Annotated in this window: 12 protein-coding genes; 4 read left to right on the top strand and 8 right to left on the bottom strand. The window is 66.2% G+C overall.

Going from position 1 to position 14,598, the window contains the following annotated elements:
- Positions 1–36 precede the first annotated feature (36 nt).
- On the top strand, positions 37–1,476 hold the full coding sequence (locus APS40_RS12535; RefSeq protein WP_197279320.1) for a pentapeptide repeat-containing protein: 1,440 nt from the start codon (positions 37–39) through the stop codon (positions 1,474–1,476).
- 160 nt (positions 1,477–1,636) lie between these two features.
- Here APS40_RS12535 and APS40_RS12530 read toward each other — a convergent pair whose 3' ends face one another.
- A complete protein-coding gene (locus APS40_RS12530; RefSeq protein ID WP_156342924.1) occupies positions 1,637–2,134 on the bottom strand; it encodes a c-type cytochrome in 498 nt (165 codons plus the stop codon).
- Between the two features lie 109 nt (positions 2,135–2,243).
- On the opposite strand from APS40_RS12530, the gene APS40_RS12525 reads away from it, so the two are divergent.
- Complete coding sequence (locus APS40_RS12525) at positions 2,244–3,350, top strand: helix-turn-helix transcriptional regulator (protein ID WP_055047369.1); 1,107 nt, start codon at positions 2,244–2,246, stop codon at positions 3,348–3,350.
- A gap of 170 nt (positions 3,351–3,520) precedes the next feature.
- Here APS40_RS12525 and APS40_RS12520 read toward each other — a convergent pair whose 3' ends face one another.
- From APS40_RS12520 to APS40_RS12490, 7 genes are all read right to left on the bottom strand, one after another.
- Positions 3,521–4,135 (bottom strand): hypothetical protein, encoded by a 615-nt coding sequence (locus tag APS40_RS12520; protein ID WP_055047368.1) that lies wholly within the window; start codon positions 4,133–4,135, stop codon positions 3,521–3,523.
- 9 nt (positions 4,136–4,144) lie between these two features.
- On the bottom strand, positions 4,145–5,407 hold the full coding sequence (locus tag APS40_RS12515) for a DUF763 domain-containing protein (RefSeq protein ID WP_055047367.1): 1,263 nt from the start codon (positions 5,405–5,407) through the stop codon (positions 4,145–4,147).
- Between the two features lie 180 nt (positions 5,408–5,587).
- On the bottom strand, positions 5,588–8,227 hold the full coding sequence (locus APS40_RS12510; protein ID WP_055047366.1) for an autotransporter outer membrane beta-barrel domain-containing protein: 2,640 nt from the start codon (positions 8,225–8,227) through the stop codon (positions 5,588–5,590).
- 268 nt (positions 8,228–8,495) lie between these two features.
- Positions 8,496–10,052 carry an arabinosylfuranosidase ArfA gene (arfA, locus tag APS40_RS12505; RefSeq protein WP_055047365.1) on the bottom strand — a complete coding sequence of 519 codons (1,557 nt, stop codon included), beginning with the start codon at positions 10,050–10,052 and terminating at the stop codon, positions 8,496–8,498.
- A gap of 168 nt (positions 10,053–10,220) precedes the next feature.
- Positions 10,221–11,147, bottom strand: a complete 927-nt coding sequence (locus APS40_RS12500; RefSeq protein WP_055047364.1) for an ArsR/SmtB family transcription factor — start codon at positions 11,145–11,147, stop codon at positions 10,221–10,223.
- Positions 11,148–11,262: 115 nt separating this feature from the next.
- Positions 11,263–11,592 carry an L-rhamnose mutarotase gene (locus tag APS40_RS12495; protein ID WP_055047363.1) on the bottom strand — a complete coding sequence of 110 codons (330 nt, stop codon included), beginning with the start codon at positions 11,590–11,592 and terminating at the stop codon, positions 11,263–11,265.
- A gap of 180 nt (positions 11,593–11,772) precedes the next feature.
- Positions 11,773–12,531, bottom strand: a complete 759-nt coding sequence (locus APS40_RS12490) for an IclR family transcriptional regulator (RefSeq protein WP_055047362.1) — start codon at positions 12,529–12,531, stop codon at positions 11,773–11,775.
- A 119-nt stretch (positions 12,532–12,650) separates the two neighbouring features.
- Here APS40_RS12490 and APS40_RS12485 point away from each other — a divergent pair, with 119 nt between their 5' ends.
- The gene (locus tag APS40_RS12485; RefSeq protein WP_055047361.1) at positions 12,651–13,757 is read left to right on the top strand and encodes a mandelate racemase/muconate lactonizing enzyme family protein; all 1,107 of its coding nucleotides are present in this window, start codon (positions 12,651–12,653) and stop codon (positions 13,755–13,757) included.
- 9 nt (positions 13,758–13,766) lie between these two features.
- Positions 13,767–14,498 (top strand): SDR family oxidoreductase, encoded by a 732-nt coding sequence (locus APS40_RS12480; protein ID WP_055047360.1) that lies wholly within the window; start codon positions 13,767–13,769, stop codon positions 14,496–14,498.
- The last annotated feature ends 100 nt before the right edge of the window (positions 14,499–14,598 follow it).

Here is a 14,598-nt window from a genome sequence, read left to right as displayed (position 1 = left end):
CGCACCAGCCGACAAGACAGAATTCCCGAGGTCCCCATGCGGCTTCTCCCCCTCGCCCTTTGCGTCGCTCTATTGGGAGCACAGCCTGCCCTGGCGCAGTCCCCGCCGAAGCTGTGGGATATTCCGCTCGGCACGCCGATCACCGGCCTCGGCTCCGATTTCGTCGATCCCGCCTGCGGCACCAATGGCGGGCCGGCGGGGGCGCCGCTCCCGAGCTTCGCGGATTTCGCCGCGTGCACGCCCGACGCCTCGGGCCTCCACGAGGTGTGGTTCCGTTACGACGATACGCTCGATTACATGGCGATGGCCTACCGCAATCCGGTGGCCGCGATGCAGAACCGGCGCACCGCCGTCAATGGCCAGCTGGCGATCATGAGCCTCCTCGTCGACGATGGCGGCGCCATTCGCGGCTATCGCATCGTCACCGATCCACGCGCACCGGAACGCGAGCGCTACGAGGCGCATATCGTCGCCGCCACGTTCCGCGCCCTGTTCGGCACCGACTGGAACTGCACCGACTTGCCACGCGTCGCCGGCGAGGAGCCGATCGAAGGGACCTTCGTCAAGCAGCGCTGCACGGTCGAGACCGACACGAGGACCGCGACGGTCGAGACGCATTTCTACCTGAAGCCCGGCCAGAAGCTGATCGACCCGGTCACCGGCAAGGACAGCGTCAACGCCTTTGCCAGCGACGCCCGGCTCGAGGTGATTGAGCGCGAGCCCTATGCGGCAGCGGCCGCCCTCGTGGACAGTCCGACCCAAGCGCTGCCGGCCGGAGCAACGCCGGCGCAGCGCTTCCTCGCCGGGCTCAGCAACGACTGCCCGGGCTGCCAGCTCGGCGGCGCGGATCTCCGCCGCCGCGACCTCAGCGGCGCCAACCTCGCCGGCGCCGACCTGACCCGGGCGGTGCTGCATCGCGCCAATCTGCGCAATGCCGACTTCAGCGGGGCCAATCTCACGGAGGCCAATCTCAACGCCGCCGACCTCACGCTGGCGAAATTCGTCGGGTCGCAGATGCGCGGCGCCCTGCTCTATGCCGTGCGCGGCACGCGTCCTGACTTCAGCCGCGCCGACCTCAGCGGCGCCCGGCTCGGCGACATCGAACTGCGTCAGGCGAAATTCGCGGCCGCCACGCTGGTGAAAGTCGACCTCGGCGGCGCCCGCCTCAACGACGCGGATTTCGGCGCGGCGACGCTCACCGGGTCGTATTTCTTTGAGGCCAACCTGATCCGGGCCAAACTCGGCAAGGTCAGTGCCCAGGACAGCAACTTCACCGGCGCGGTGCTGCGCGGCGCCGACCTCGCGGGCGGCGACTTCCACGACACCGATTTCCAGGGCGCCACGCTCGAGGGCGCCGACCTCACCGACGCCACGATGACCCATGTCCGCCTCAGCCGGGCGAACCTGCGCAACGCGGTGATCGCGGGCACGGTGTTCACGGACTCGCTGATGCCGGACGGATCGACGGCGAAGTAGCTGCGACGGGCCGGCGCGGGCTGCCCCCCACCCTTGATCCCTCCCCGCAAGGGGGAGGGAGACGCAGACTGAGATGCTAGTGAGAGGGTCTCCCTCCCCTTGCGGGGAGGGGACAGGGGTGGGGGTCCGCAGCCACCGGCTAAGCGGCGGCGCATGGAACCTACCGATAATCCGCGCAGGCCACCGCTGCGGGATCGCCGTAATACTCGACGCATTCCGCCTTGGTGATGCGGCGTTTGCCGACCACCTTCTCGCCCAGATAGGCCATCAGCGCATCGAGTTCGGTCGGCTCGAGGCTGGCGCCGGGAACTGCGCCTTCCAGCACCGCGCCCTTCTCGCCGTAGCATTCGGTTTCGGTGTAGGCGCCCTTGAGGTTGTAGGGCATCGGGGTGCCCGGAATGCCGCAGGCGATGATCTCGCGCATCGAGTCCGGGTCGAGCTGACTGGCCCTGAGGCTCGGACCGGCCGGAAAGTGCCCGCCCTCGCCGCCCTGGCCGAAATCGCCATGGCAATTGAAGCAGCCGCCGCGCTCCTTCCAGACCTTGAGGCCGTCGGCCGCCAGATCCTGAGCCATGACGGGGGCGGCCAAAGCAAGCGATGCGGCGGCAGTGAGCAACCAGCCGGCCAGCGGGGAGCGTCGAGGGGACGTATCAGACATGCGAATGTTCAGCTCTGGTGTTCGTAATGATAATGTCTGGCATGTTGTGCCCGGCTCGGCATGACCCGTTTGGGTCAGCGGGGCGCGGAGTGGGAGGGGAGTGGCGAGGATGGGCCTGATTTCGGAGTTCGGCAAGCTCACGCGCCTGGTCTATGACGCGGCCGACGGCGCCGGCAACTGGATGGACTTCGTCAACGAAGCGGGCCGGGTGTTCGATGCGGTGCATGCGGTGCTCACCACCGAGGCGCCCGACCGCGGCACCGGCATGGCGGAGGGCGCATCGCACCTGTGGGTGCAGTATCACTGCGGCGCGTATGGCGGACGCGACCCGCTGATGGAGCGGGCCTGGCGGCTGCCGCGCGGCACGCTCTCGCTGGTGCAGCAGATCGACGAGGACCCGGTGCTCGCCAACTCCGATTTCTATCGCTCCTTTCTCGCCCATAACGGGCTCAGGCACTTCATGCACGTGCTGCTGCCGCAGGGGCCGGGCCGCGTCGCTTTTTTCTGCCTCACCCGCTCCGACCAGAAGCCGCCGTTCTCCAGTGACGAGATCGAAGCGGTGGAGGCGCTGATGCCGCATCTGCAGCGGGCGCTGCGGTCGGGATCGGGCGCACATGGCATGACGCTGTTCGAGACCAGCCCCTACGGCCTGATCCTGCTCGATCGTCACGGCCGCACCATCTGCGCCAACAATCTGGCGCTGGGCCTGCTCGACGCGCTCGACGGCGTCAGCCTCAAGGTGGATTTCCTGCACCTCGCGGGGCTGCGCGAAATGACGCCGGCCGCGCGTTCCGGCGGCCTCGCCCGCCCGATCGCCTTCCGCATCGAGCGACCGCGCGCCGATACGCCGCTGACAGCGCTGCTCACCGCCGTGCCGGAAGAATGGCGCCGGCACGAGGGTCGCGACGCCGTAGCGCTGCTGGTGCTCAGCGACCCCGGCAGCACCAGCTACCCCGATGCCGCGGTGCTGATGGGCCTTTATGGCCTCACGCCGCGCGAGGCGCGCTTTGCTCAGACGCTGGTCGAAACCCGCGGCATGCGGCCGACCAGCAACGAGCTCGGCATTTCACCCGAGACCGCGCGCCGACACCTGAAATCGGTGTTCGAGAAGACCCGCACGCACAGCCAATCCGAATTGATCCACCTCCTGGTCCGACACCCGGCGGCGTTTCTCGGGCAAGCGGCGGCGCCGGAGGTCCTGCAGCGGGCGTCCTAGTCACGACTGCAGTGGATGCCGCATCCAGACGTTGGGCTCTTCGTAGAGGCCAGTTCCGGCAGGGCAATCTACGACGAGCGGTGCAAGACCACCAGGCAGGTGGTATCGGCCCGAGACTGGAAACCGGATGCCGGTCCAGCTTGTCCATTGCGACAACGGAGCGAGCACGGTCATCGAACGCGGCGCGACTTTGACGATCCGGGCCCCAGTTGCCAATGCTTGCGCACCCACGGATCAAAGGGAGCGCCGCTATCGGTCGTCCAGCCCAGGTAGTCCTCGAAGGCGGTCAGTGGATAGGCCGATTTTCGCGTGGGACGCACCGGGGCAACCAGCGCTTCGAAGCCGTTCTGTCTGGCGCAATCCTTCATGTTCAGCAGCAATCGCTCAGCGAGGGCCGAGCCTCGCATTGCCGGCGCGACGACGATGGACAGGGCGGAGAGCGCGTTGGCCGTCCTGCCCGCGGCAAAGGCTTCGATACCGGCCGCGAGCACGGCATCCCAGCCATCGTCCGGCAGGGAGGCGTCGTCGTCGGGGCTCGTCCAGACGAACGGAATGCCGTTGGACGTCGCCACGACCTGCTCTGCGCCCGAACCGGACACACGCAGCATGAGGAACTGGAATCGCGCCAGCCCCATGCCGAAGAGCCGATCCCAGTGGTCGAGCACCGCCCGGTCGCCATCGATGAAGGACGGCCAGACCGGCGCCGCAAGTGCGCCGAAGGCCGGTATCAGGTCCGGCCGCTGCTCGGCCGACACGATGGCAAACTGACCGTCGTCGATGGACATACAGTCTCGCTAAACCCGCATCTTCGCCCGCGCATAAGCGCTTGGCAGGTCGTCGAACACCGTCCGCCCGCCATATTCGGGCGCACGGCGGCGCTCTTCGGCGATGAACTCGTGAAAGCTCGGGCCGGTGGCGCCGGCTTCGAGCTGGCGCGATTGCCGGTCGAGGCGGCGGATGGCGTCGAGTTCCTCGTCGCGGCCGAGCCGCGCCTTGCCGACCGCCGATTTCAGCACCCGGATGGTCTCGTCGTAGACTTTCAGCGGTACCGGGAACGGGTGGGCGTCCTTGCCGCCATGCGCCATGGCGAAGCGGGCCGGATCGGCGAAGCGATGCGGCGCGCCGTGCACCACTTCGGCGACCTGGGCCAGCGCCCGCACGGTGCGCGCACCGACGCCCGGCACCAGCAGCAGCTCGGTGAAGTCGGCGGGCGCCTGGTCGGCCGCTGCCGCGAGGCTGCCGTGCAGCCGGCGCAGCATCACATCCTTGGGGCGGATGTCATGATGCTCGGGCATCACCAGATGCGGCAGCAGCGGTTGATCGTCCTCGATCGGCGCCGGCTCGGCGATGCCCTCCAGGCGACCGACTTCGCGGACGATGGCATCCGGTCCCATGTCGCCGAGGATATCGACCTGCGAGCTGCGCGAGCGGGCCGCCCGGACGTCGGTCAGGTTGACGATGGTGCCCTGCCCCGCCCCCTCGATGGCCGCATGCGGCTGCTCGACGAAGCTCCGCAGGCCCTCGGAACGCCAGTGATAGCGCCGCGCCGTCTTGGCGTCGCCCTTCATCCCCTGCTGCACTACCACCCAATGGCCGTCATCGGCGACGATGAAACCATGCAGATAGAGCTCGAACCCATCCTGCACCGCGGCGCTATCGACCTTGGCCACCAACCGGCTGGCCTTGGCCAGGGCCGCGCCGTCGAAGCCAACGCGATTGCCGATCGCCACCAGTTCATCCGGCGTCTTGCGCGAGTGCCGGCCGCGCCCGCCACAGACGTGCAAGCCGAGTTCACGCTCGAACGGGCGGAGCCCGCCCTTCAATGCGCCGATCACGCTGGTGGTGATGCCCGAGGAGTGCCAATCCATCCCCATGACAGCGCCGAACGACTGGAACCAGAAGGGATGCGCCAAGCGGCTCAGCAGCTCGTCGCGGCCATATTCCATGACGATCGCCTGGCAGATCACCGCGCCGAGCCGCGCCATGCGCTCGCTCAGCCATTTCGGCACCCGGCCGCCATGCAAGGGCAGATCGGCGCTCCCGCCACGATTGGCCATGAGATGGTTCCTTGTTTGCATGCTATTGTAGCATAGGAACAAAAGCGAAACAAACTGGCGCTGGTGCGGGCTGCCCCCAAGAATGGGAGGGGGCCCCCCCCACTGCTATCGAGACTGCGTCTCCCTCCCCTCTTCAGGAGCAGAGGTGAGGGTCCACAGCCACCGGCCTAACGCCCCGTCTCAGAACTTGCCCGAAAGCGTAAGCTTCAGCGCGTGACCAGATTGGCTACTGCCAAACTCGCCCTGGTAGCCCAGATCGAGGCCCACGCCGGGCGCCAGTTCGCTCCCTAGCCCAGCCTCGAACAGCAACGCGGTTTCGTTTGGCTTCGCGCCGCTGACGGTGAACGGCGCACCACCGTCGAAACTGTGCGTCGCTACCGGCTGGTCGCCGGCGGTGCGTTGCAGCGCGATGCCGCCGCGCGCCTCGACCAGCAGGCCATCGCCGAGCGCGAATTGGCGTGTTGCCCGGAGGCCGGCAGTCACCACCCCCCGGCCGATGTCATCGGACGCACCGTGCAGTGCGGCATCGCCGCCACGCTCGCGGTAGTGGCCGCCCGATTGGCCGAGCAGCGCTGCGCGGACGAACGGCGTCACCGTGAGATCGCTGAGCTCGAAGGCATAGCCGAACTCGCCGAAGAGCTGTGCCGTGGCAGTCGCATAGTCCGCGTCCAGCGTTTCGCTGAAGCCGGTGAAGCTCGGGCTCCGCGTCACCGACACCTGGTTGCTGGTCACCGCAGCGCCGAGCGCCAGCCGCACCTGGCCGAGCGCCGCACCGCCATAGATTCCGAGCTGGTAGCTGGTCGCGTCCGCATGGGAGTCCCGCGCCGGCAGGTCGACCGCCACGCCACCGACGCCGGCCAGCACGCCAAGGAACACGTCGCGGCTCACCAGGCTATCGGCGCCGAGCAGCAGCCCGCCGCTGCCGAAGTCAAACCCGGCGGCATTGCCGTCGCCATCCACCGTGCCGGCAGCACCATAGCCGCGGGCCCAGATGTTGCGCGCGCCCACCTGCCCTTGAGCGATGGCCGCGAATGCCGCATCCACCCGGTCGAACGCCGCGTCGCGCGGATGCCGGCCGGCATCGGCCAGGGCCCGCAGCACCGAGGCATGGATCTCCCCCGAGAGGTCGTCGAAGGCTTCGAGCGCATCGGCGGTGTTGAGCGGCACCACGGCATCGAACAGCGGGCTCGATGGTTGGGCCTGCAGCGCCGTCGCGGTGGCGAACTGGTTTGGCGTTTCGGCGATCACCGGGAGGTTGGCGATCGCCGAAACGCGCAACCACACCTCGCCGGGTATGTCGTAGTCGAGCACGAACTCGAGAAAGGCCGAGTCGTCGACGAGGTCGGCAAAGGTGCCGCTGACGCTCGACGCGGTGAGGATCTGATAGCCGGTGCCCAGTGCGTAGGGACCGCCACTGGCGGTGACGCTGACCGTGCCGCCCGACAGCGCGGCGGCGCCGGAAACCGCGAGCTGACCGGCGGCGGCCGCCGGGGTGACGCCGACCAGAAAGGTGCTGCCGGCCGCATTGGCGTAGGTGCCGGTTACGTTCAGCGTACCGGCGGTAAGATCGACGGTGCCGGCGTTCTTCACCGCCCCCACCATGGTGCCGGTGCCCTTGATGGTTCCCAGGGTTCGGATGTCGATCGTCGGACTGGTCAACGTTCCCAGCAGATTCAGCACGCCGCCCTCTACCTCGGCGCTGGTCGAAAAACTGCCGGTGTTGTTGAGGGTCCAGGCGCTCCCCTGCATCGACAGGGTTTCGAAGTTGAGGAATTTGGCGACGCTTTCGCTGCCCGCACCGAGCAGGATCAGGTTGTCGACGCCGGTGCCGCCCTTGACCAGTCCGTTGAGCACCGAGCCGGTGTCGAGCTTCAGCGTGCGGGTGCTGCTGCCGTTGAAGTTGATGGCGTTGACGGCCCCGGTGATGGTGCCGGAGTTGGTCACCGTACCTGCGGCGTTGAGATAGAGCCCATCGCCGGAAGCCGATTTAATGGTGCCCGAATTGACGAAGGTGCCGCCGCCGGTCGCCTCCACCGCCTTGGCATTCAGGCTGCTGCCGGTCGACTCGATGATGCCGGCATTGGTGAAGGTCAGCGGCGAGGTGAGGCTGGCATAGACCCCGTTGAAGCCGCCCTTGATGACGCCGCCGACATTGTTGGTGACGGTGCTCGGCCCACCCTGCACGAACACACCGGTCGAAAAGCCGGTCTGGCGGGTGTTGATGATCGAGCCCGAGTTGATGACGATGCGCTCGCTGCCCTGGCCGATCGAGACGGCGTTGCCGGAACTGTCGCCGGTGATCACTCCGGTGGCGCCGTTGGTGACCGAACCGCCGAACTGCAGCAGGACCAGGTCGCCGCCCGACACCACCTGGGTGATGGTCCCGTCATTGACGACGACGCCCGGACCGACCCCGGGATTGCCGCCGCTGGGGAACTTGCCGATGCTGATGCCGCTGCTCGAGGCATTGATGGTCGCGCCGAGTTGGTTGACCACCGTGCCGCCGCCGACCAGGGTTATGGCGTTGCCCCCGCTCACGAGGCCCCAGTTGGTGACCATCGACCCGGCGCCGTCGAGCTTGATCTGTCCGCTGACGCTGCCGTGGTTACCCAGCGTCCAGGTTCCGCTGCCGCCGACCGTCGGCCCGCCCAGGGTGTTGCTGACCGAGACCCCGGAGAGGATATCGACGGTACTGCCGGCGTAAAGGTTGAGATTGACGCCCATGGTGGTGCTGGCGGAAATCTCGACATCGACGGCGGCTGCGGGCGCCGACGCGATCGCGAGGTCGATAGCCAGCGCGGCAAACGCGCCGCGCCGCATTGCTCGCCCAAGGTAACTCATAGCTGCTGCCCAAACCCGATAAAGTCGGGGCCAGCCTAGGAGCGGCGCAGCCGGCAGCGTAGCTGGTCACTCGGGGCAGGTCGGGGCAACACGGGGCATACGGCAGGACCGGGCACCGCCCAGCCCGGATGTCAGTCGGACGCGCCCCGGAACGCGCGCACCGGCGTCGGCGCGCCAGCGCTCTCCAGCGCATCGTGGGAGCAACGCGCCGGAGAACTTTTCCGGGAGGACCGGAACCTCGAAGGGATCAGACCTTCACGCGGATCATCTGATACGAGTAGGGCGCGAGCTTGACACTCAGCACCTTGCCGTCGACCTTGGCGCCGCTGCCCTTGGACGGGGCGACGTTGGTCTGCTCGGTCGCCGTGTTCACGGCGCGCAGGTTCTCGTGCGTCATCACCTGATGATCGATCACCGTCGCGGCGCCGAAGCCCTCGAGGCTGAGGTCGACCTCGATCGTCTCGCTGGCATGGCGGTTCACCGCGAAGAAGCTGATGGTGCCATCTTCTTCGTTGTGGACGCCGGAGACGTCGACGTAGCCGATATTGTCGCCGTGTTCGGAATCGTAGCCGGGGGTATTTACCGCCAGCTGCAGCGCCCTGCCGCGGCCATAGATCGAGGCGAAGTAGTAGGGGTAGTAGATGGTCTGCCGCCAGGCCTGCCCCTTGGGGTCGGTCATGATCGGCGCGATGACGTTCACCAGCTGGGCGATGCAGGCGAGCTTCACCACGTCGGAGCGGCGGATGAAGGTGTTGAGGATCAGGCCGACCTGCAACACGTCCTCGAAATTGTAGATGTCTTCGAGCAGACGCGGCGCGTGCGGCCAACCGCCATTGCCGTCGAGGATCTTCCGATCCTGCTTGTTCGAATGGTACCAGACGTTCCACTCGTCAAAGCTGATATAGACGTCGTGCCTGGAACGCTTCTTGGCCTTCACGAAGCCGATGGTCGAGGCCACCGTGGCGATGTAGCGGTCCAGCTTCTCGTTGAGCGCCAGGTAGTTGGCCGTGTTTTTCGCCAGCACGTCGGCGCCGGCCCCGTCGAGCAGCGCCTGCTCGTTCTCGCGGTTGGCGAAATACATGTGCAGCGAAATGTGGTCGACATTGTCGTAGGTGTGCTCGAGCACCTCGCGCTCCCAATCGGGATAGGTCGGCATCCCCGAGTGCGACGAACCGCAGACGATCAGCTCGAGCTTTTTGTCGAAGGCGCGCATGGTCTTGGCGACTTCGTTGGCAAGACGCCCGTATTCGTGAGCGGTCTTGTGACCGACCTGCCAGGGCCCATCCATCTCGTTGCCGAGGCACCAGAGCTTGACGTTGAACGGGTCGGCGCGACCGTTCTTCTTCCTGAGATCGCCCCAGTACGAGCCGGTCGGGCCATTGACGTATTCGAGGAAGTTGCGGGCATCGTCGAGGCCGCGTGAGCCCAGGTTGATGGCGAGCATCATGTCGGTATCGACAAGATCGCACCAATCGGCGAATTCGTGCACGCCCACCGCATTGCTGTCTGAAGTATGCCAGGCGAGGTCGAGCCGGGTCGGGCGCTCGGCGCGCGGGCCGACGCCATCCTCCCAGTTATAGGCCGAGACGAAGTTGCCGCCGGGATAGCGGACCATCGGCACCTTGAGATCGCGCACCAGTTGGGCGACGTCGCCGCGCATGCCGTTCTTGTCGGCGGTGGCGTGGTCGGGCTCGTAGATGCCGGTATAGATGGCGCGCCCGAGATGCTCGAGGAAGGCCCCGTACACCCGGTCGTCGATCTTCGAGATGGTATAGTCCTTGTGCGCCGTTACCGTCGCCCGCATGCGCTCCTCCGTGCCGCCAGCTTTGGTGATTTATATCGCCTAGCTTGATATGGAACCGGTCGCGGAACGTCAAGGGGAGGGAAGCGAGGAGTGAGTAACCAATAGCGAGTGGCGCAGAGAGATCGCCTTGCCCTACTCGCTATCGGCTATTCGCCATTCGCCTGGTTTTCACTCCGTCTCAAGGCGGAGCACGATGTCCTGGTCGTAGTTGCCGAAGCCGCGGCCGAAAATGTTGAGGCCGCCCGGATGCTTGGCTTCTTCCTTCACGCCGATCCGGAGCCGGATCGAGTGATGGGTATCGAGGTCGAGGTCCTTGAGCGACACCGGCGAGATCTTCATGCCGTCGACATAGGTGCCGCTGCCGTTGACGCGGAAGCTCTTCAGCTTGCCGTACTGGCTGCCCTTCAGCTTCCACCAGTCCGGGGTGTAGACGCCACGCTTGTCACCGAAATCGCCGGGCGAGGTCCAGGTGCCGATGTCCTGGCCGTTGACCGCCACGGTGATGTCGGACGGCCAGTCGGCGCTGGTGCCGGGCACTTCCGAGCTCAGCTCGAGGCTGAACTCCATCGAGGTGATCTTCTGCTGCGCCAGCCGCGCATTGTTGGGGAACTGATACTCGACATAGCCGCGGGTGAACCAGATCAGCCCGGTCTTCATGCGGTCGGGATCGAGGAAGGTATCGGGCACATCGAGCAGCCCGATGATCCCCTCGGTGGAGCAGAGCCCGCACGGCGCCGAGACTTCGCAGCTGGTATAGAGCCCGAGCGGCATCGCCACCTCGATGACATTGGCCTTCAAGGGGCGGATATCCTCCTTGAACATGACCAGCACTTCGTCGAACAGGCTGTGGCAGATCTTCTGGTTGCCCTTGCGGGCCTTCTGCGTTTCGGTGCGCACGAGTCCGGCTTCGACCAGCGTCTGCATGTTCGAGCTGATCGTCGATTGCGGCTGGCCCAGCTTGGCGGCGATGTCGTTGACATTCATCGCCCCCTGCACGTGCAGCAGCTTGAGGATGGCGACCCGAACCTCGGAGGCGAGCGCCTTGAGCACCTCCGGCCTCTCCTCGGGGTCGATGAGCAGGAAGTTGCGGCTCATGAATCGTGACGCTCCCAAACGCTGAAGGGCGTTTGTATCAGGAAGTTCGGTACAGTCAAACGACCCTCAGGCCACCTCTGCCTCAAGGCGGCGCGCGGCGCAGTTACACCCGCGCTCAGTCGGTGTGGAACACCTCGTCGATCGAGGCCCACCACTCACCTTGCTTGCGGGTCTCCAGCGGCGACTGCATTGGCATGCAGACCGACCACCATTCCTGCGTCACCGGGTCGGCGGCCATCGCCGCCATATCGGCCTCGTAGTCGGTGCCGACATACTCGAAATAGGAGAACAGCAGGTTCTCCGGCTGCTTCAAAAAGATCGAGTAGTTGCGGATGTTGGAGTTCCTGATCTGCTTGAGCACATCCGGCCACACCGCGGCATGCACGCGCACATAATCCGCCACCGCCTCGGGCTTGAGCCCCAGCACCGCCCCGTAACGCTTCATTGTCTCGTTTCTCCCTTGCAACTCGTTGGTCAGGCAGACGGCCTTTCCCACCCACCGGTGTCATCCCAGCGAAAGCTGGGACCCATTTCTCCGCTGGCGCAGGCTGCGAGTTGGTTCCCAGCTTTCGCTGGGATGACATCGAGCGTGGAGGGTGTTTCTCGACCAAGCCGTGACAGACTCTCACCCCCGCCGCTGCGAAATCTCCTGCCCGCAGGCGATCAGTAATTGCAGAACCGCGTCGCAGCCCGGCGCTGTCCTGACGTCCAGCCGCTCGGAATAGGGGCAGGTGAACACCGCCAGTACGCGCCCCATCGGCCCCAGGATCGGCACCGACAGGTTGTTCACCCCGGCGATCTGCAGGCTCTGCATATTCTCGAAACCCTGCTGGCGTACCCGGGTCAGCCGCTCCTCCAGTGCCGGGGTCAGGTGCTCGGGCTGATCCTGCTCCTCCAGCATCAGTCGCCGTTCGTCGGCCGCGGCAAAGGCGAGCAGCACATGGCCGGAGCCGGTATTGATCAGGCTGATGCGCGAGCCGACCCGTACCGAAACGTTCCAGTAACCGGGGCCATCGACCTGCGCCGCCACCACCAGGTTGCCGCGATCGTAGATGGCAAGGTGGCAGGCCTGCTGCGCATCCCTGGCGAAACGGCGCATCACCGGCATGGCCTGGCTGAGCAGCCGCTGCAGCGGGGGGCGCGCATGCGCCAGTTCGAACAGCTTCAGCGTCACCTCGTAGCGGTCGGCCGGGGTGCGGCGCACGAAGCCGCGGCGCACCAGCCGGTCGAGCATGCGGTAGATTTCATTGGGCGAGCGGTCGAGCGCCTTGGCGATCTCGGCCTGGCTGAGACTTTCTTCGGTCGCGGCCAGCAATTCCAGGATATCCAGGCCCTTGTCGAGGGCCGGGGCGCGGTACTTCTCAAGATCCTCGATCTGAGCCACGCGCCCTCCTCCCTTCGGCGCGATTGACGCCGCAAACCTCTCGTGCTTACTCACGAATAGTCTTTTCACATATGCACAACAAGCCGGATTCAGCCGGCATTCGAGCCTCGGAGGAAGCAATGGCGCGGATCGCGCGGGTCGAAGTGCTGATGGTCGACCTCGTCCCCAAGGTGAAGCGGGTCGACGCCATCCAGTCCTTCGTATCGCAGGAAACCCCGATGGTTCGCATCACCGATGCGGACGGGGTGACCGGCACCGGCTACAGCTACACCATCGGCACCGGCGGCCATTCCGTGGTCGAGCTCCTGAAGCGCACGCTGGTGCCCGCCATTGTCGGGCGTGAGGCCAACGAGATCGAAAAGATCTGGCGCGACCTGCTGTTCCTCACCCACGCCACCACCACCGGCGCCATCACCTCGATCGCGCTCGCCGCCATCGACACGGCATTGTGGGACCTCCAGGCGCGAAAGCTGGGGCTGCCGCTCCATATCCTTGCCGGCGGGGCACAGGACGCCATTCCGCTCTACACCACCGAAGGCGGCTGGCTGCATCTCGAAGAGGCGGCGCTGATCGAAGATGCGCTGCGCGCCAAGGCAGACGGCTTCGGCGGCTGCAAGCTGAAGGTCGGCCGGCCGATCCACGAAGACGTGCGCCGCATCTCGGCGGTGCGCGAGGCGGTCGGCCCCGGCTTCGAGATCTTCACCGACGCCAACCAGCGCTTCAATGTCGACGAGGCGATCCGCCGCGCCCGCGCCTACGAGCCGCTCGATATCGGCTGGTTCGAGGAGCCGCTGACCGCCGAGGATATTTCGGGCCACACCCGGCTCTGCGAGCATACCTCGATCCCGATCGCCATCGGCGAGAGCCTTTACTCGGCGATGCATTTTCGCGAGTATCTCGAGCGCCATGCCTGCTCGATCATTCAGGTCGATGTCGGCCGGGTCGGCGGCATCACCCCCTGGCTCAAGGTGGCGCACATGGCCGAGGCCTTCAACATCGCGGTCTGCCCGCATTTCCTGATGGAACTGCATGTCGGGCTCTGCGCCGCCATCCCCAACGGCCGCTGGGTCGAATACATCCCGCAGCTAGACCAATTGACGACTGAACGGATGACCATCCGGGATGGTAAGGCCATCCCGTCTTCAAAACCGGGCCTGGGCATCGCCTGGGATTTCGACGCTATCGAGCGGATGACCGTCGAAGGCTCGCACTCGATCCATCTCTAGGAGATTTCCATGGCCGATATCAGCGGCAAGATCGTTCTCATCACCGCCGCGGCGCAGGGCATCGGCCTCGCTTCGGTGCATGCCTTCGTCAAGGCCGGCGCCAAGGTGATCGCCACCGACATCAACGCGGCCAAGCTCAAGGAGCTCGACGGCACCCCCGGCGTCACCACCCGCGTGCTCAACGTGCTCAGCACCGAGGACGTGAACAAGGCGGTGGCCGAGATCGGCCGCATCGACATCCTGTTCAACTGCGCCGGCGTGGTGCAGTCGGGCACCATCCTCGAGATGCCCGACAAGGACCTCGAATTCGCCTTCGACCTCAATGTCTGGGCGCAGATCCGCGCCATCAAGGCCGTGCTGCCGCAGATGCTGGAGCGCAAGGACGGCTGCATCATCAACATGGCGACCGTCGCCTCGTCGGTCACCGCCGTGCCGAACCGTGCCGCCTATACCATTTCGAAGGCCGCAGTGGTCGGGCTCACCAAGTCGATGGCCGCCGATTACACCGACAAGGGCATCCGGGTGAACGCCATCTGCCCGGGCACGGTGGAATCGCCGTCGCTGCACGAGCGCTGGCACGCCACCGGCGATTTCGAAGCGGCCAAGAAAGCCTTCATCGCCCGCCAGCCGATCGGCCGCATCGGCCAGCCGGAAGAAGTCGCCGACCTCGCCGTCTATCTTGCCGGCGCGACGTACACCACCGGCCAGGTGCAGATCATCGACGGCGGCTGGACGGCCTAAGGCAAGTCAATCCGCTGGGCCGGTGCGGGCTGCCCCCCACCCCTGTCCCCTCCCCGCAAGGGGGAGGGAGACCCTAACACCGACATCGCAGCAAGCGTCT

Source organism: Devosia sp. A16 (assembly GCF_001402915.1).
Classification (GTDB): Bacteria; Pseudomonadota; Alphaproteobacteria; order Rhizobiales; family Devosiaceae; genus Devosia_A.
Note: the sequence above shows the minus strand (reverse complement) of the source record. Positions and strands in the feature narration are given on the sequence as shown.

Coding starts and splice junctions, on each gene's coding strand:
- APS40_RS12535 (WP_197279320.1), top strand. CDS start 37: ATGCGGCTTCTCCCCCTCGCCCTTTGCGTCGCTCTATTGGGAGCACAG.
- APS40_RS12530 (WP_156342924.1), bottom strand. CDS start 2,134: ATGTCTGATACGTCCCCTCGACGCTCCCCGCTGGCCGGCTGGTTGCTC.
- APS40_RS12525 (WP_055047369.1), top strand. CDS start 2,244: ATGGGCCTGATTTCGGAGTTCGGCAAGCTCACGCGCCTGGTCTATGAC.
- APS40_RS12520 (WP_055047368.1), bottom strand. CDS start 4,135: ATGTCCATCGACGACGGTCAGTTTGCCATCGTGTCGGCCGAGCAGCGG.
- APS40_RS12515 (WP_055047367.1), bottom strand. CDS start 5,407: ATGGCCAATCGTGGCGGGAGCGCCGATCTGCCCTTGCATGGCGGCCGG.
- APS40_RS12510 (WP_055047366.1), bottom strand. CDS start 8,227: ATGCGGCGCGGCGCGTTTGCCGCGCTGGCTATCGACCTCGCGATCGCG.
- arfA (WP_055047365.1), bottom strand. CDS start 10,052: ATGCGGGCGACGGTAACGGCGCACAAGGACTATACCATCTCGAAGATC.
- APS40_RS12500 (WP_055047364.1), bottom strand. CDS start 11,147: ATGAGCCGCAACTTCCTGCTCATCGACCCCGAGGAGAGGCCGGAGGTG.
- APS40_RS12495 (WP_055047363.1), bottom strand. CDS start 11,592: ATGAAGCGTTACGGGGCGGTGCTGGGGCTCAAGCCCGAGGCGGTGGCG.
- APS40_RS12485 (WP_055047361.1), top strand. CDS start 12,651: ATGGCGCGGATCGCGCGGGTCGAAGTGCTGATGGTCGACCTCGTCCCC.
- APS40_RS12480 (WP_055047360.1), top strand. CDS start 13,767: ATGGCCGATATCAGCGGCAAGATCGTTCTCATCACCGCCGCGGCGCAG.